The organism is Devosia sp. 67-54 (genome assembly GCF_001899075.1).
In the GTDB taxonomy this organism is placed as follows: domain Bacteria; phylum Pseudomonadota; class Alphaproteobacteria; order Rhizobiales; family Devosiaceae; genus Devosia_A.
Window position 1 is genome coordinate 99,207 of the sequence record NZ_MKVA01000006.1, and the last position, 15,807, is coordinate 115,013.

Annotated in this window: 16 protein-coding genes; 12 read left to right on the plus strand and 4 right to left on the minus strand. The window is 66.5% G+C overall.

Annotated elements, in window-relative coordinates; genetic code table 11:
• Positions 1-41 precede the first annotated feature (41 nt).
• From BGO82_RS11820 to BGO82_RS11855, 8 genes are all read left to right on the plus strand, one after another.
• Entirely contained in the window at positions 42-491 is a 450-nt protein-coding gene (locus BGO82_RS11820) for a hypothetical protein (protein WP_291305801.1), read from the plus strand.
• Positions 481-909 carry a type II toxin-antitoxin system VapC family toxin gene (locus BGO82_RS11825; protein ID WP_291305802.1) on the plus strand — a complete coding sequence of 143 codons (429 nt, stop codon included), beginning with the start codon at positions 481-483 and terminating at the stop codon, positions 907-909. The genes BGO82_RS11820 and BGO82_RS11825 overlap by 11 nt, the downstream gene beginning before the upstream one ends.
• The gene (locus tag BGO82_RS11830; protein ID WP_291305803.1) at positions 906-2,288 is read left to right on the plus strand and encodes an aldehyde dehydrogenase family protein; all 1,383 of its coding nucleotides are present in this window, start codon (positions 906-908) and stop codon (positions 2,286-2,288) included. The genes BGO82_RS11825 and BGO82_RS11830 overlap by 4 nt, the downstream gene beginning before the upstream one ends.
• A 120-nt stretch (positions 2,289-2,408) precedes the next feature.
• A complete protein-coding gene (locus BGO82_RS11835) occupies positions 2,409-3,566 on the plus strand; it encodes an iron-containing alcohol dehydrogenase (RefSeq protein ID WP_291305804.1) in 1,158 nt (385 codons plus the stop codon).
• 941 nt (positions 3,567-4,507) lie between these two features.
• Entirely contained in the window at positions 4,508-4,861 is a 354-nt protein-coding gene (locus tag BGO82_RS11840) for a GntR family transcriptional regulator (protein WP_291305805.1), read from the plus strand.
• The gene (locus BGO82_RS11845; RefSeq protein ID WP_291305806.1) at positions 4,858-5,724 is read left to right on the plus strand and encodes an ABC transporter ATP-binding protein; all 867 of its coding nucleotides are present in this window, start codon (positions 4,858-4,860) and stop codon (positions 5,722-5,724) included. The genes BGO82_RS11840 and BGO82_RS11845 overlap by 4 nt, the downstream gene beginning before the upstream one ends.
• Positions 5,724-6,614, plus strand: a complete 891-nt coding sequence (locus BGO82_RS11850; RefSeq protein WP_291305807.1) for a hypothetical protein — start codon at positions 5,724-5,726, stop codon at positions 6,612-6,614. Before BGO82_RS11845 ends, BGO82_RS11850 begins: the two co-directional genes overlap by 1 nt.
• A gap of 147 nt (positions 6,615-6,761) precedes the next feature.
• Complete coding sequence (locus BGO82_RS11855) at positions 6,762-7,685, plus strand: VOC family protein (RefSeq protein ID WP_291305808.1); 924 nt, start codon at positions 6,762-6,764, stop codon at positions 7,683-7,685.
• Positions 7,686-7,717: 32 nt separating this feature from the next.
• On the opposite strand, the gene BGO82_RS11860 is transcribed toward BGO82_RS11855, so the two are convergent.
• Positions 7,718-7,942, minus strand: a complete 225-nt coding sequence (locus BGO82_RS11860; protein ID WP_291305809.1) for a hypothetical protein — start codon at positions 7,940-7,942, stop codon at positions 7,718-7,720.
• A gap of 155 nt (positions 7,943-8,097) precedes the next feature.
• Here BGO82_RS11860 and BGO82_RS11865 point away from each other — a divergent pair, with 155 nt between their 5' ends.
• Positions 8,098-8,640: a DUF924 family protein gene (locus tag BGO82_RS11865; RefSeq protein WP_291305810.1), complete on the plus strand. Its 543-nt coding sequence runs from the start codon at positions 8,098-8,100 to the stop codon at positions 8,638-8,640.
• A 174-nt stretch (positions 8,641-8,814) separates the two neighbouring features.
• On the opposite strand, the gene BGO82_RS11870 is transcribed toward BGO82_RS11865, so the two are convergent.
• The 3 genes from BGO82_RS11870 to ppk2 all read right to left on the minus strand — a co-directional run bounded on the left by BGO82_RS11870 (position 8,815) and on the right by ppk2 (position 12,387).
• The gene (locus tag BGO82_RS11870) at positions 8,815-9,723 is read right to left on the minus strand and encodes a sugar kinase (RefSeq protein WP_291305811.1); all 909 of its coding nucleotides are present in this window, start codon (positions 9,721-9,723) and stop codon (positions 8,815-8,817) included.
• 65 nt (positions 9,724-9,788) lie between these two features.
• The gene (locus BGO82_RS11875; protein WP_291305812.1) at positions 9,789-11,315 is read right to left on the minus strand and encodes a bifunctional UDP-sugar hydrolase/5'-nucleotidase; all 1,527 of its coding nucleotides are present in this window, start codon (positions 11,313-11,315) and stop codon (positions 9,789-9,791) included.
• Positions 11,316-11,526: 211 nt separating this feature from the next.
• Complete coding sequence (gene ppk2 / locus BGO82_RS11880) at positions 11,527-12,387, minus strand: polyphosphate kinase 2 (RefSeq protein WP_291305813.1); 861 nt, start codon at positions 12,385-12,387, stop codon at positions 11,527-11,529.
• A gap of 97 nt (positions 12,388-12,484) precedes the next feature.
• On the opposite strand from ppk2, the gene BGO82_RS11885 reads away from it, so the two are divergent.
• The 3 genes from BGO82_RS11885 (at position 12,485) to pstC (ending at position 15,806) form a co-directional block, all read left to right on the plus strand.
• Positions 12,485-13,519 (plus strand): ATP-binding protein, encoded by a 1,035-nt coding sequence (locus BGO82_RS11885; RefSeq protein WP_291305814.1) that lies wholly within the window; start codon positions 12,485-12,487, stop codon positions 13,517-13,519.
• Positions 13,520-13,717: 198 nt separating this feature from the next.
• Positions 13,718-14,764 carry a phosphate ABC transporter substrate-binding protein PstS gene (gene pstS / locus BGO82_RS11890; RefSeq protein ID WP_291305815.1) on the plus strand — a complete coding sequence of 349 codons (1,047 nt, stop codon included), beginning with the start codon at positions 13,718-13,720 and terminating at the stop codon, positions 14,762-14,764.
• Positions 14,765-14,828: 64 nt separating this feature from the next.
• Positions 14,829-15,806, plus strand: a complete 978-nt coding sequence (pstC, locus tag BGO82_RS11895) for a phosphate ABC transporter permease subunit PstC (RefSeq protein ID WP_291305816.1) — start codon at positions 14,829-14,831, stop codon at positions 15,804-15,806.
• Position 15,807 lies beyond the last annotated feature (1 nt).

Consider the following 15,807-nt stretch of genomic DNA (forward strand, 5'->3'; position numbering starts at 1 on the left):
CTTACAGTCGACTGTACTAATGTACAGTCTGGAGTTACAAAATGTCCAAATACGATCCCCTGTTCCATCACCTGTCGCGCTCGCATGGGGCTGTCGAACTCGCATTCGCGGAGATCGAGGCCATCCTCGGGTTTCCCCTGCCAAAATCGGCCCGGCGCCATGCAGCGTGGTGGAGCAACAGCGGCGGCACGCATGTCCAGTCTGAGGCCTGGTTGGCGGCGGGCTATCGAACAGAGCAGGTCGATCGGCTGAGCGAAACGATCCGGTTCGTCCCCGAGCGGCTGGACGCGTCGCTACGGCCAAAGGGATTTGAAGAAATGCAGCAACACAACTTTCCGACGGCCGCGGACATCGATGCAAAACGCGAAATTCCCGAAAAGCCCGCACGTCACCCGGCGTTCGGCGCCCTCAAGGGCATGATCACGCTGCTGCCGGACGTCGACTATACCGAGCCTGCCGATCCCGACTGGGGCAAGGTGTATGACGACTAGGTTTCTGCTCGACACCTGCGCCATGCTCTACACCACCGAAGACCGGATGGACGCGCAGACGAAAGCTCTGCTCATAGGCGCTTTTGCCAAGGGTGAGTCCGTCGCCGTTTCCGCCATCACCGCGTGGGAAATCGGGCTTTTGGCGGCGCGCGGCCGGCTTCCGACCGCGACCGCTCCGTTGCGGTATTTCGACGCCTTCGTGGTCCTGCCGGGGGTTCGGCTGGAACCTGCCACACCCGCCATCCTGATGGACTCGTCGTTCCTGCCGAGCCCCGTGCATCGCGACCCGGCCGACCGGATCATCATCGCCACGGCCCGGGCTCTTGACTTGACCATCGTTACGAGCGACCGCCTGATCCTCGCCTATGCGTCGAAGGGCCATGTCCGCGCCCACGCCTGCCAAAGGATTGAACCATGACCGAAACGGTCAAGATCGTGTCGCCCGTGGACGGGCGGGTATATGCCGAGCGCCCGGTGGCCTCGGCGGCCGACATCGAGGCGGCGGTGAGCCGGGCCGGGGCCGCGCGCAAGGCGTGGGGCGAAATCACCGTGCGCGAGCGCGCCAAATTCCTCAATCATTTCGTCGATGCGCTGCTCGGCAAGAACGACGAGATCGTGCCCGAGCTCGCCTGGCAGATGGGCCGCCCCATCCGCTATGGCGGCGAGCGCAAGGGCGTCGAGGAGCGCTCGCGCTATATGATCGACATCGCCGAGGCGGCCCTAGCGCCAGCGGAAAAGCCCGGCAAGGAGGGCTTCCGCCGCTGGATCGCGCGCGAGCCGCTGGGCGCCGTGATGGTCATCGCGCCGTGGAACTATCCGTTCCTCACCGCCGTCAATTCCATCGTCCCGGCGCTGATGGCCGGCAACTCCGTCATCCTCAAGCACGCCAGCCAGACCCTGCTCGTCGGCGAGCGCTTCGCCGAGGCCATGGCCACCGCCGGCCTGCCGGACGGCCTGTTCCAGAACCTCGTTCTGAACCACGCCGACACCGAAGCGCTGATCGCTTCCGGCAAGATCGACCACATCAACTTCACCGGCTCGGTCGAAGGCGGGCGACGCATCGAGCGCGCCGCCGCCGGCACCTTCGCCACCCTCGGGCTCGAGCTCGGCGGCAAGGACCCGGCCTATGTCCGCGCCGATGCCAATCTCGCCCATGCCGTCGAAAACCTCGTCGACGGCTCGTTCTTCAACTCCGGCCAGTCCTGCTGCGGCGTCGAACGCATCTACGTGCATGCCGACATCTACGACGAATTCGTCGACGGCTTCGTCGAAACCGCCCGGGGCTGGACCCTCGGCAACCCGCTCGATCCAGACACCGTCGTCGGCCCGATGGCGCAGCCGAAATTCGCCGATCTGGTGCGCGGCCAGACGCTTGAGGCTTTGCGCAAGGGCGCCCGCGCCCACCTCAACACTAGGCACGATCTCGACGAGGACTCCTCGCCCTATCTCGCCCCGGAGGTGCTGACCAACGTCAACCACCAGATGGCGGTGATGCGCGAGGAAAGCTTTGGCCCCGTGGTCGGCATCATGAAGGTCGCCGACGACGACGAGGCCGTCACCCTGATGAACGACAGCCCCTACGGCCTCACCGCCTCGATCTGGAGCCAGGACCTCGACGAAGCGGCAAAACTCGGCGCCCGCGTCGAAACCGGCACCGTCTACGCCAACCGCTGCGACTATCTCGATCCGGCGCTGGTCTGGACCGGCGTCAAGGACACCGGCAAGGGCGGCGCGCTGAGCGAGATCGGCTACCACAATCTCACGCAGCCCAAATCCTACCATTTGAAGATCGTCTGATCGTCCACCGGGTCATTCCCGCGAACGCGGGAACCTCTGTTTGCCGGCTCCGCGGCGCTCGAAACGGAGATCCCCGCTTGCGGGGATGACGCAGTGAGAAAAGAACCGCCTGAGGCAAACATGGCCATCAAAGCCAACTGGAACTACCCGACCTCAATCCGCTTCGGCGCCGGCCGCATCGCCGAGCTGCCCGACGCGCTGCGCGCCGCCGGCATCACCAAGCCCCTGCTCGTCACCGACGCCGGGCTGGTCAACCTGCCGGTGACGCAGAAGACCGTGCAGTTGCTCAAGGATGCGGGCTTTGCGGTCGGCGTCTTCGCCGACGTCAAGCCCAACCCGATCTCGGCCAACGTCAGCGCCGGCGTCGAGGTGCTGCGCAAGGGCGGCCACGACGGCGTCATCGCCTTCGGCGGGGGCTCCGGCCTCGATGTCGGCAAGGTCATCGCCTTCATGGCCGGCCAGACCCGCCCGATGTGGGATTTCGAGGACATCGGCGACTGGTGGACCCGCGCCGACCCCAAGGGCATCCTGCCCATCATCGCCGTGCCCACCACCGCCGGCACCGGCTCCGAGGTCGGCCGCGCCGGCGTCATCACCGACGAGACGACGCACACCAAGAAGGTGATCTTCCACCCGCTGATGATGCCGAAAATCGTCATCGCCGACCCCGAGCTCACCGTCGGCATGCCCGCCTTCATCACCGTCGGCACCGGCTTCGACGCGCTCGCCCACTGCCTCGAGGCCTATTGTGCCCCCGGCTACCACCCGCTTGCCGACGGCATCGCCGTCGAAGGCATCCGCCTGGTGCTCGAGAACCTGCCCAGGGTCGTCGCCAATCCCGGCGATATCGAAGCGCGTGGCCACATGATGAGCGCCGCCGCCATGGGTGCAACGGCGTTCCAGAAGGGGCTGGGCGCCATCCACGCCCTCAGCCATCCGGTCGGCGCTCTCTACGACACGCATCACGGCATGACCAACGCCGTGTTCATGCCCTATGTGCTGGTCGCCAACCGCGACGCCATCGAAGCCCGCATCGCCCGCCTCGCCGCCTATTGCGGCATGGCCCCCAGCTTCGAGGCGTTCCTCCACGCCGTCACCGCCCTCAGGCAGAAGCTCAACGTCCCGCACACTTTGCGCGATCTCAAGGTCGATACCGGCAGGCGCGACCTCATCGGCGACATGGCCATCGTCGACCCCACCGCCGGCGGCAACCCCATCGAGCTCACCAAACCCCGCGCCCTCGACATCTTCGACCGCGCCATGGACGGCCGCATCTAGCCACCCCGCACCAAAAGCCCGCAGTCGGCACTCCTCTCCCGTTTACGGGGGAGGGGGACCACGCGAAGCGTGGTGGAGGGGGAGGCCACGAGCACCAGCGCGTGGGGAGAAGGCTCCGACTGCACATCGCGGCCGGCCCTTCCCACCGTCATTCCCGCCTCTTTCCGCATCGTCATTCCCGCATGTCCCACATCGTCATTCCCGCGAAAGCGGGAATCCAGGCGGAGTGTCCGGACGTCCGTGAGCCAAGTCTGGATTCCCGCCTGCGCGGGAATGACGATGTGGAAGGAACCGCACCATCGGTCCGCCACCGACGACGTGTCATCACCACCCACGACACCCGGGGGAGAACGCGCGGAACGCCACCCCCGACACCTCTATCCCCCACCGCAGCGTCGATTTCCCCTTCCCTCACAAGCCCCTGCAACAAATCCACCGTCCGCCAATCCACCACCCTCCGCACCGGGTGTACTCTCCACCCCATCCCCTCGCGATTGCGAGATCATGACGAGTGATTGGCGTGGGGAGATCGGTGTGGGTGGGGTGTCGACCCCATCCGGGCCGGTTCTGCCGGGAACCATGGGTGAGACAATCCTGCACCCAGGGTCCGGGGATTGCCCCGAGGGTGTTGCCATCCGAGGGGCTTGGAGCTGTGGGGCCAACTCGGCAAGACCCCGCACCTCGACGAGGTCCCTGCGCGCCGCAGTCAAGTGGCTGGTCGAAGGCAGGACCTGGTCATAAACCCCGGTCGCGTGGCGAGGCTCCGGTCTCACTACACGCCGTCTACCGGCTCCGGGATCGGAGCCTCGCCATGCCGCATACAGCATGCGGCGCCGACTGCCGCCGCAACCGGGTCACCGGAGGCGCGCGCTCGCCTTGACATGCAGAATTACTGTGATACATAACCAGCACACTAAGACACGGACGCGATAGCTTCGTTCATGAGCTCGTTCAACGAAACCCAGCCGATCTTCGTCCAGATCCGGCAGAGGCTTGCCGAGATGATCCTGCATCAAACCGCCCCCGAAGGCGCGGCGCTCCCCTCCGTGCGCTCCATCGCCGCCGATCTGTCGGTCAACCCGCTCACCGTCACTCGCGCCTACGACGCGCTGGTCGATCTCGGCGTCGTCGAGAGCCGGCGCGGCATGGGCATGTTCGTCGCCGAGGGCGCCCGTGCCAAATTGCTGGCGCATGAGCGCGACACCTTCCTCAACGAGGAGTGGCCGCGCCTCAAGGCCCAGATCAGGACCCTCGGCCTCGATCTCGAGACTCTCCTCAAGGATGTCGACAAATGAGCAATTCCATCGTCACGGTGCGTGGCCTCAAGAAGAAGTTCGGGCCCAACGAGATCCTGCACGGGCTCGATTTCGACATCCCGGCCGGCCGTATCTACGGCCTCATCGGCCACAACGGCGCCGGCAAGACCACCACGCTCAACGCCATGCTCGGCCTCACCTCCTACGAGGGCTCGGTGCAGGTGCTCGGCGAGGACCCGTATCGCCGCCGCGCCCACCTGATGCGGTACGTCGCCTTCATCTCCGACGTCGCCAGCCTGCCGCGCTTCCTCAAGGTGCGTGAGCTGTTCCGCATGCTGAGCGACATCCACCCCAATTTCTCCGCCGACAAGGCCGTCGGCTTCCTCGAGGGCACCGACGTCAAGCTCGGGGCGCTCATCGCCAATCTCAGCAAGGGCATGCTGGCCCAGCTCCACCTCGCCGTGGTGATGGCGATCGATGCGCGCCTTTTGGTTCTCGACGAGCCGACCCTCGGCCTCGACATCACCTATAGGAAGCGGTTCTACCGGCGCCTGCTCGAAGACTACATGACCGCCGAGCGCACCCTGCTGATCACCACGCACCAGGTCGACGAGATCGAGTTCATGCTGTCCGACATCATGTTCATCCGCGACGGCGCCATCGTGCTCGATGCGCCGATGGAGGAGGTGGGCCGCCGCTTCGCCCAGCTCGTCGTCGCCGCCGACAACGCCGAGGCGGCGCGGGCGCTGCACCCGGTCTTTGCCGAAACCCGCTTCGGCCAGACGGTGATGGTCTATGACGGCGCCGACCGCGCCGCGCTCGAGGCCCTCGGCACCGTCACCACGCCGACCTTGTCCGATCTGTTCGTCGCCCTCATGAGCCGCGAGGATGGAGCCCGTTGATGTACCTCCTCCGCTCCTGGCGCGCGCTGCTCGTGCGCGAATATCTCGAGCACCGCATCGCCTTCGTCTATTTCCCGCTCGGCATCCTCGGCCTGATGGCGCTGTCGGCGGCCTCGGGCTTTGCCGTCAACCGCGTGCATTTCGTCCAGAGCTTCAATTTCGGACACACGCTCAAGCTGTTCGAGCTCGGCTATCTCATCCTCCTGGCGCTGTGGCTCGCCTATCTGGCGGTGGCGCTGTTCTTCTATTTCGGCGATGCCTTCAGCGCCGACCGGCGCAACAACGCCATGCTGTTCTGGAAGTCGATGCCGGTGAGCGACCTCAAGATGGTCGTCTCCAAATTCCTCGCCGGCACCACCATGTTCCCGCTGCTGGTCTTCGTCATCGGCGTGCTCAGCGGCGTGCTGCTCTACGCCGCCGTCGCGGCGGCCGGGCTGATCCTGCCCGGCTTCGTGCCGCCCAGCCTCGCCGAGGCCGGCACGAGCATGCTCAACATCACGTTGTTCGGGATCGTCTACCTCGTCCTTGCCATGCTCTGGTATGCGCCGTTCCTCGCCTGGGTCGGCGGCCTCTCCACCATCTTCGGCCGCTGGAGTCTGCCGCTCGCCTTCGTCATTCCCGGCGTCTTGGCGATCATCGAGAACATGGTGTTCTTCGGCCAGGTGCCGCGCGGCGGCTATCTGTGGACCTATCTCAGCACGCGCTGGCATTTCGGCCTGTCCGATGCCGAGCTCGGCTTCCTCGTCGCCTCTCCCATCGGCTTCGACGCCCGCACCTATGTCTGGCTGCTGTGCCGCGACATCGACTGGGTCGCGATGGCCGAAGGCCTCGCCTTCACCGCCATCATCCTCGCGCTCGCGGCCGAATACCGCCGGCGCCGCATCACCTAACAAAACAGCGGTTGGCCGATCAGAGCAAAAACAAAAACCCCATTGGAGCGTCTAAGCGAACGAAGCCTTCGGTCCGGCTGAACCTCGCGCCGTTTCCACCGCGGCGCGGCGCGCCTATATGCTGGCGAACGCCACCCGGAGCCGCAGATGATCTTCCCCGTCGAGTCCCAGTCCAAGGTCCGCAGCGCTCCGGCGCTGCCGCTCGCCACCCGCCTCGGCCCGGTGCACATCGCCGTCACCGACCGCGACAAGGCGCTGGCGGTGTGGCGCGACGTGGTCGGCCTCGACCTCATGTCCGAGGCGGGCAACGCGCTCAGCCTCGGCGTCGGCGGCAGGGTGCTGATCGTGCTCGAGACCGGCGCCGTGCGGCCGGTCGTGGCGCGCACCACCGGCCTCTACCACGTCGCCATCCACGTCCCGGCGCGGCGCGACCTCGCGCAATTCGCCGTGCGCGCCTTGCAGCGCGGCGTGCGCATCGCGCCCACCGACCACCTCGTCTCCGAGGCGATCTATCTGTGGGACCTCGACGGCAACGGCATCGAGATCACCTTCGAGACGCCCTGGCGCGGCACCCTGGGCGATCCCGAAGCCGGCGCCTATGCCACCACCACCGAGGGCAAGCCGCATTCCGGCCGCGAGCCCATCGACCTCGACGGCCTCATCGGCGAGCTCGGCGACAGGCCGGTGCTCGAGCCCACCATGCCGGCCGGCACCCGCATCGGCCACGTCCACGTGCACGTGAACGACCTCGAGCACGCGATGCGCTTCTACCGCGACGGTCTCGGCTTCGGCGGCCTCTTCATCATCCGGCAGTTCGGCATGGGCGATGTCGGGCTCGACTACCCGCCGCACGCCATCGCCTTCAACGTCTGGTCGGGACCGGATGCCAGGCAGGCGCCGGCCGGCTCGGCGGGTCTGCGCTTCTTCACCATCGTCGTTCCCGATGAGGCGAGCCTCGACGACGTTCGCGCCCGGCTCACCCACCAGCACTACGAATTCGGCGAAATCGGCGGCGGCATCGAGGCCCGCGATCCGTCGGGCAATCTGGTCAAGGTCGTCACCGCCGGCTGACGCTTGCGTGCCGCCCGCGCCGGGCTATGCTGCTACTGCCGGTCGATCTCGATCAGCCGCGGCGCCGATGGGGTGACGTCCACCGCCAGCTCCTCGGCGCCCAGCAGCCGCGCCACGATTTCCGGGGTTTCCTTGACCGTGTACACCGCCGCCACGGTCTGCACCGCGGTGTCCTTCATCCCCTTGCGCACCGACACTACATAGTCCGGGTTGACGAACACCGGGTTGTCGTCGGTCGTGAGCTTGACGAGGCGCATGGCAGTCTCCCGAGGGCGTGTCCAGGAAAAGCGACGGCGCTTTTCCGCTTCGGCAACGCCACAGACAAAAGCTTGCAGCGGGTTGCCGGTTTCCAGGACTCGCCAAACCGCTCCGAGGACATGACTCCTGCACAAAATCCGTTAACATCGCCCCCATGCGCACCGCCGACGACGTCCTGAAATTCTGGTTCGAGGAGCACGGCCCCACCGACTGGTTCTCCGGCAAGCCGGAGTTCGATGCCGAGATCGCCGCCGCCTTCGCTGGCACCCATGCCGCCATTGCCCGCGGCGAAGGCTGGGGGTGGCGCTCGACCCCGGACGGGCGGCTCGCCGAGATCATCGTGCTCGACCAGTTCTCGCGGCAATTGTTCCGCGGCGAGGCCCGCGCCTTCGCCACCGACGGCATGGCGCTGGCGCTGGCGCAGGAGGCGGTGGGCGGCGGCCATCACAATTTCGTCTCGCCCGAGCGGCGCGGCTTCTTCCTGCTGCCTTTCATGCACGCGGAATCGCTGCCGATGCAGCAGGAATCGGTACGGCTGTATCTGGCGCTCGGCCATCCCGAGCAGTTGAAATTCGCCCAGGCGCACGCCGACGTGATCCAGCGCTTCGGCCGCTTCCCGCGCCGCAACCTCGCCCTCGGCCGCGTTTCGACGCCGGAGGAGGAGGCCTACATCGTCTCCTCGCAGGGCGCGTTCTAAAGCGGTTGGACAATCGGACGCTCTCGCGGCCGATGGGACAGAGCGAAGATAGAACCAAGCGGTTGGCCGATCGGGCGCTCTCGCGGCCGATCGGACAGAGCGCAAAACAAAAGCCTCTAGCGGTTGGCCGATCGGGCGCTCTCGCGACCGATCGGCCAGAGCGCAGACAAAAGCCTACCGCGCCAGCAGCGCGTGTGGCACCAGCGCGCCGCGATGGCCGATCACCGTTGCGGCGATGGCGTGCGCCGCGGCCGCGGCCTCGAGCGGCGGCCGGCCCGCCGCCCGCGCCGCGAGGTAGGCGCCGTTGAAGCTGTCGCCGGCCCCGGTCGGATCGACGCTCTTGGCGCCCGGCTGTGGCGCCACCCGGCCCTGGCCCTCGCGCGAGGCAACATAGGCCGGCTCGGCGCCGTTCTTGACCACCACTTCCTCGGCGCCCCAGCTCAGATAGCGCTCCGCCACCGCCTCGGGCGAAGCGTCGCCGAACAGCGCCGCCTCGTCGGGAAAGGTCGGCAGCACGATGTCGGCGACGATCGCCGCCGCGGCGATGGTCGAGCCCATGACCTTGGGGCTGGTCCACAGCGCCGGCCGCTCATTGGGATCGAACGCCACCCAGGCGCCGCTTTCGCGTGCGAGGTGGATGGCCCGGATCAGCCTGCCGCGGCTGCGGGCATTGAGGATGGCAAGGCTGATGCCGGAAAAATACGCGATGTCGGCGCCGGCTAGAGCATCGTTCAGCGCGCCAGGCGCGTCGGCCATCTGCTTGGCCGCCGACTGTCCGCGCCAATAGGTGAAATGCCGGTCGCCTTCCGCCTGGTGGATCAGATAGAGGCCAGGGCGCTTGCCCTCGAGCTTCTGGATGTGGCCGGTGCCGATGCCGTTGTCGGCGAAGAACTCGACCATCTGCTGCGAATAGAGGTCGTCGCCCAGCGCTGTCACGTAGTCGACCGTCCACTCCGCCGGCAGGCAGGCGCGGGCATACCAGGCGGTGTTGAGCGTATCGCCGGCGTAGCCGAGCCGATAATTGCCGGCGTCGCCGCCGGACATCTCGATCATGCACTCGCCGACGCTGACGAACCTGCTCATGGTGCTCCTGAAAATGCGAGGGGCGGCACTGTGCCGCCCCTCTAACCCGGTTCAAAGCGCCGCGTCTACTTCTTCATCGTGATGCGGCCATCGACCTTGGCGTCGATCGTCTTCTTGGCGGTGATGTAGTCGATCACGTCGGACGCCATCAGATGCGCCGCCGACGGGTCGACCAGCACCTTGCCCTTGGAGAAGGCGGTGTAGCCGTCGCCGCCGCCGATCATATAGTCGTTGGTCGCGAGCTTGTAGGTCGCGGCCGGATCGAGCGGCTTGCCGTTGACGGTGACCGTCTGCACCCGGGCGCCCGGCGCCTTGGTGAGATCGACGGTGATCACCAGCCCGCTGACCTGCGGGAAGCGGCCGGCGCCCTGTTCCACCTGGCTGAAGCCGTTCTCGAGGCCGGCCAGCAGGTCGGCGCCGCTGATTTCCTCGACCACGGTCTTGTTGCCGAACGGCAGTTCGGTGAACACGTCCTTGCGGGTCAGCACCGTGCCGGCCGGATAGACCTTGTTGCCGCGGACGCCGCCGCCATTGGTCACCGCCACCTCGGCGCCGGACTGCGCCACCATGGCGTCGGCGATGAGGTTGCCCATGGCGCTCTCTTCGCCACGTACCACGGCGCGCTCGCTGCTGAGCTCGTTGGTGGTGGTGCCGATCTGGACGTCGAGCTCGGCGCTGAGCTTGGTCTTGAGCTCTTCGACGATCTTCTGCGTGTCCGGATCTCGCGTCACGGTCGCCGTGTCGACGATGCGGAACTCCGGCGACCAGGTGACGGTGCGCTTCTTGTCGCCGCTGGCGGGCGTCACCACCACGTTGAGGTCGACGATCGGCAGGTAGTTCGCCTCGGTCGAGGTCTCGACATAGGCGGTGATGCCGTCCCAGCCCATGCGCAGATCATGGTCGTGCCCGGATACGATCAGGTCGAATTTGTGCGAATCCTGCAGCGCATAGTCCTGGCTGTGGTCGGTGTGGGTGACGGCAATAACCAGGTCGGCGCCGTCGTCGCGGGCCTTCTGCGCGGCGTTGAGCGCCGAGGCCACCGACGGATCGAACTTCCAGTCCTTGGTGGTGGCGAGCTCGACCGTGTCGTCGAGCTGGATCGGCACCAGCGCCACCTTCACCCCGGCGATGTCCTTCATCACCGTGTCGTGGCCGACGCCGTCGATAGGCTTGCCGTCCGGACCTTCGATGTTGATCGCCGCCCAGGGGAATTTCGACTGCTTCACGCGGTCGAGGAAGACGCTCGGCCCGAAGTCGAATTCATGGTTGCCGGGCACGGCGAGGTCGAACGGCACCACATTGGTGAGCTGGATGGTGTTGGCGCCGTAGTCGATGCCCGACAGCAGCGAGGGAGAAATCATGTCGCCGTCGAAGACGTAGAGCGTATTCGGATTGGCGGCTTTCTCGGCCTTGGCGACGGCATTGAGGCGGGCGAAGCCGCCGCGCACTCCCGCGCCCTCGAAATCGTAGATGTCGCCGACCCCGACGACGGTGATCTTGACATCGTCGGCCAACGCCGGCGCAGACATCGCGCCGAGCGCCGAAGCACCGAGCAGCGCGCCGGCCAGCAGCCGGGACAGTAACGTTTTCATTGAGATCTCCCTCAGTTGAACCCCGTGAAGACTGTCCGCGGTCGTTGCCGCGGAAACGTCGAGTTAAGACCATGCCGGCCGATGTTACCAGTGCCTTAGTCGCGTTGGATGACAATCGCGCGGCAAACAAATCTGAGATTAGAACTCAGATTTATTTCGGGTCGAGCACCGGAGGGATCGCAGACGCCGCCAGCCGGCGCCCGGGGCGGGGTCAGCTTTCGCTGTGCTGTTGCACGTAGCGGTCGGGGTCGACGACGATCTTTTCGTCCACCGCGCCCACCGTCTTGGGATCTTTGCCGGCATAGTCGAGGGCCGCGAGAATGCTGCGGATCAGCTCCAGCCGGGCGCGGCGCTTGTCGTTGGCCAGCACCACATGCCACGGCGCGAATTCCGTGCTGGTGGTCTTCAGCATGCGGTGCGCCGCGTCGGTATAGCTGTCCCACTTGCCCAGCGCGGCGATGTCGATATCGGAGATCTTCCACTGCTTGAGCGGATCGTGGCGGCGGTCGTGGAAGCGCTTGAGCTGCATCTCCCGGCCGATCGACAGCCAGAACTTGAACAGATGGATGCCGTCGCGCACCAGCATGTGCTCGAAGCGCGGCGCTTCGTCGAGGAAGCTGTCGGTCTCCTCCGGCGTGCAGAACCCCATCACCGGCTCGACCCCGGCCCGGTTGTACCACGAGCGGTCGAACAGCGCGGTTTCGCCGGCCGCCGGCAGCCAGTCCACATAGCGCTGGAAATACCATTGCGTGCGCTCGCGGTCGGACGGTTTGGGCAGTGCCACGTCGAGCCAGTAGCGGCCGTTGAGGTGCTCGCGCACTGCGTCGATGGCGCCGCCCTTGCCGGCGGCGTCGCGCCCCTCGAACAGCACGATCATGCGCCCGCCGGTCTTGATCAGATGCGTCTGCAGCTTCACCAGCTCGAGCTGCAGCACGCGCAGCGCGTCGAGATAGTCGCCGTCATTCATGCGCTTGTCGTAGGGATAGCCGCCGGATTTGAGCGCACCCTTCTTGATCCATTTGGGCAGGTCGGGATTGTCGATGTCGAATTCGGGGTGCGGCGCGTCGGCCATGGGCGATCTCCGTTTCCACGGACGGTGCATCCCGCCCGCTTTTGTGGCAAGGGGCAGTTGCCGGTTTGAGTTACCGCGGCGTTGGAAGGAGATAGCGATGGTCGAGACGATTTCGCCCGAGACACGCCTCGACATCCTCGGCGGGCTGGCCGACGCGCTGCCCGATCCGCTGCTGCTGCTCGACCGCCGGGCCCTGGTGCTGCATCGCAATCCGGCGGCGGCGCGCGAATTTCCCGATCTCGCGCAGGGGGCGCTGCTGACCGCCTCGGTGCGCAATCCGGCGCTGCTGGGCGCGATCGATGCCGCCCGCCGCAGCGGCACGGCGCAGACGGTGGAGCTGCACCAGACGGTGCCCAACGAGACCTGGCACCGCGTCGAGGTGGCACCGGTGGGCGGCGACGGCTGGCTCGCCGTCACGCTGCGCAGCCTCACCGAGGAGAAGCGGATGAACCAGCTCCGCTCCGATTTCATCGCCAATGCCAGCCACGAGCTGCGCACCCCGCTGACCTCGCTGATCGGCTTCATCGACACGCTGCTCGGCCCCGCCGCCAACGACGAGGCGGCGCGCGGCCGCTTCCTCGGCATCATGCGGCAGCAGGCGGGCCGCATGTCCAACCTCATCGACGATTTGCTGTCGCTGAGCCGCATCGAGATGCGCCAGCATCTGCGGCCGACCGGCACCGTGGATTTGTCGCTGCTGCTGCGCGACGTCCGCGACGGCCTCGAGACGCAGGCGCGCGACGCCGGCGTCGAGGTCGAGATCACCGCGCCCGAAACCGCTCCGGTCACCGGCGAGCGGACCGAGCTCTACGAAGTGTTCGAGAATCTCGTCGACAACGCGCTCAAATACGGCGCCAGCGGCGGTCGCGTCGAGATCGCCATCACCCCCGGCCGCGTCGGCTATGACTACGCCGTGACCGTTACCGACCACGGCGACGGCATCGCCCAGCAGCACGTGCCGCGGCTGACCGAGCGCTTCTATCGCGTCGACGCCGAATCGAGCCGCAAGAAAAAGGGCACCGGCCTCGGCCTCGCCATCGTCAAGCACATCGTCAACCGCCACCACGGCCTGCTGACGATCAAATCCGCGCCCGGCGAGGGCACCCGCGTCGAGGTGCTGCTGCACAGGTAGCCCGCGGAGCCGCCACAGGCGGCGCAGATGTTCACGCAAAAGCGTTGCGATTTCCGTGAGTTGCCCTGTCACGGAAGTGTCGCCCGGCTGACATAAAAGCTGAGCCAACGGCCTCTAGGAGTCGCCCTCGATCAGGTCCGTGGCATCCGGCCAGCCTGACAGGGGCGACTGCCCCGCTCTGTTCGAAAGGGACATGACATGAAGCACGCAATCCTGGGTGGCCTCGCTGCCGTCGCCATTGCCGCGACGCTGACTGGAACGGCACTCGCCGCCGACATCTCCGGCGCCGGCTCGACCTTCATCTATCCGGTGTTCGCCAAATGGGCCGACACCTACAAGACCGCCACCGGCATCGGCCTCAACTACCAGTCCATCGGCTCGGGCGGCGGCATCAAGCAGGTCGAGGCCAAGACCGTGACCTTCGGCGCCACCGACAAGCCGCTGTCGGACGACGAGCTCGCCAAGAACGGCCTCGTGCAGTTCCCGATGGTGATGGGCGGCATCGTGCCGATCGTCAACATCGACGGCGTCAAGCCGGGCGACCTCGTGCTCGACGGCAAGACCCTCGCCGATCTGTTCCTGGGCAAGATCACCTCGTGGGACGATCCGGCGATCAAGGCGCTGAACCCCTCGCTGACGCTGCCCGCGACCCCGGTTGCCATCGCGCACCGCTCGGACGGCTCTGGCACCACCTTCAACTTCACCGACTATCTGAGCAAGGAATCCGACGACTGGAAGAACGATATCGGATCTGACACCGCCGTCGAATGGCCGGTCGGCATCGGCGCCAAGGGTTCTGAAGGCATCGCCAACACCGTCAAGCAGACCGTCGGCGCCATCGGCTATGTCGAATACGCCTACGCCAAGCAGAACAGCCTGAGCTACGCCAGGATGATCAACGCCGCCGGCAAGACCGTCGAGCCGAACCTCGACACCTTCGCCGCCGCGGGTGCCAATGCCGACTGGGCCGGCGCCAAGAACTTCAACGTCATCATCACCAACCAGCCGGGCGACAACACCTGGCCGATCGCCGCCTCGACCTGGGTGCTGATCCATGCCCAGCCGGACAAGGCCGCGGCTGCTGCCGAAGCGCTGAAGTTCTTCGATTGGGCCTACAAATCCGGCAAGGACCAGGCCAAGGCGCTCGACTACGTCTCCATCCCCGACAACGTCGTGGCGCTGATCGAAAAGACCTGGTCGGGCATTGCCGCCGATGGCAAGCCGGTGTTCACCCCGGCCAACTGAGCCGGCTGCGACGCACAATAGGCGGGCGCTCCGGCGCCCGTCTCCTTCCCCGAGGACGACGACCATGGCGCTGAGCGCGGGCATGCTGGACGACAGGACAAGCGGAGCGGCGCGCAGGAGCGCCCAGCGCGTCGTCGTGCAGGATCGGCTGTTCTACCTGCTGACCCTGGGTTCGGCGGCCCTCGTTGTGGTGCTGCTGCTCGGCGTGCTGGTGTCGCTGCTCATCGGCGCCTGGCCCGCGCTCTCTACCTTCGGGCCGGCCTTCGTGTGGACGCAGCGCTGGAGCCCGGTGAAGGAAATCTTCGGGGCATTGGCGCCCATCTACGGCACGCTGGTCACCTCGCTGATCGCCATGATCATCGGCATCCCGGTGAGCTTCGGCATCGCCATCTTCCTCACCGAGATCTGCCCACAGCGGTTGCGCCGCCCGATCGGCACCGCCATCGAGCTCCTGGCCGGCATCCCCTCGATCATCTACGGGTTGTGGGGCTTCTTCTTCCTTGCCCCGTTCCTGCAGAGCACGGTGCAGCCGGCGCTGATCGGCAGCCTCGGCCAACTGCCGCTGATCGGCGTGCTGTTCGGCGGCGCGCCTTACGGCATCGGGCTGCTCACCGCCGGCATCATCCTCGCCATCATGGTGCTGCCCTTCATCACCTCGATCACCCGCGACGTGTTCCTCACCGTGCCCACGCTCTTGCGCGAGAGCGCCTACGGCATGGGCATGACGACCTGGGAAGTGTGCTGGTCGATCATCATCCCCTATACCCGCGTCGGGCTGGTCGGCGGCGTCATGCTCGGGCTCGGCCGCGCCCTCGGCGAGACCATGGCGGTGACCTTCGTCATCGGCAATTCGCACAACATCTCACCCTCGCTGCTCGCTCCGGCGACCACCATCTCGGCCGCCATCGCCAACGAGTTCAACGAGGCGACCGGCGCGCTCTACACCTCGAGCCTGATCGCGCTCGGCCTCATCCTGTTCGTCATCACCTTCGCCGTGCTCGCGCTCGCCAAATGGCTGCTGGTGCGGGCCGAGGTGAAGTGAG

Coding starts and splice junctions, on each gene's coding strand:
- BGO82_RS11850 (WP_291305807.1), top strand. CDS start 5,724: ATGTACCTCCTCCGCTCCTGGCGCGCGCTGCTCGTGCGCGAATATCTC.
- BGO82_RS11825 (WP_291305802.1), top strand. CDS start 481: ATGACGACTAGGTTTCTGCTCGACACCTGCGCCATGCTCTACACCACC.
- BGO82_RS11855 (WP_291305808.1), top strand. CDS start 6,762: ATGATCTTCCCCGTCGAGTCCCAGTCCAAGGTCCGCAGCGCTCCGGCG.
- BGO82_RS11845 (WP_291305806.1), top strand. CDS start 4,858: ATGAGCAATTCCATCGTCACGGTGCGTGGCCTCAAGAAGAAGTTCGGG.
- pstS (WP_291305815.1), top strand. CDS start 13,718: ATGAAGCACGCAATCCTGGGTGGCCTCGCTGCCGTCGCCATTGCCGCG.
- BGO82_RS11885 (WP_291305814.1), top strand. CDS start 12,485: ATGGTCGAGACGATTTCGCCCGAGACACGCCTCGACATCCTCGGCGGG.
- BGO82_RS11870 (WP_291305811.1), bottom strand. CDS start 9,723: ATGAGCAGGTTCGTCAGCGTCGGCGAGTGCATGATCGAGATGTCCGGC.
- BGO82_RS11875 (WP_291305812.1), bottom strand. CDS start 11,315: ATGAAAACGTTACTGTCCCGGCTGCTGGCCGGCGCGCTGCTCGGTGCT.
- BGO82_RS11820 (WP_291305801.1), top strand. CDS start 42: ATGTCCAAATACGATCCCCTGTTCCATCACCTGTCGCGCTCGCATGGG.
- BGO82_RS11830 (WP_291305803.1), top strand. CDS start 906: ATGACCGAAACGGTCAAGATCGTGTCGCCCGTGGACGGGCGGGTATAT.
- BGO82_RS11865 (WP_291305810.1), top strand. CDS start 8,098: ATGCGCACCGCCGACGACGTCCTGAAATTCTGGTTCGAGGAGCACGGC.
- BGO82_RS11860 (WP_291305809.1), bottom strand. CDS start 7,942: ATGCGCCTCGTCAAGCTCACGACCGACGACAACCCGGTGTTCGTCAAC.
- BGO82_RS11835 (WP_291305804.1), top strand. CDS start 2,409: ATGGCCATCAAAGCCAACTGGAACTACCCGACCTCAATCCGCTTCGGC.
- ppk2 (WP_291305813.1), bottom strand. CDS start 12,387: ATGGCCGACGCGCCGCACCCCGAATTCGACATCGACAATCCCGACCTG.
- BGO82_RS11840 (WP_291305805.1), top strand. CDS start 4,508: ATGAGCTCGTTCAACGAAACCCAGCCGATCTTCGTCCAGATCCGGCAG.
- pstC (WP_291305816.1), top strand. CDS start 14,829: ATGGCGCTGAGCGCGGGCATGCTGGACGACAGGACAAGCGGAGCGGCG.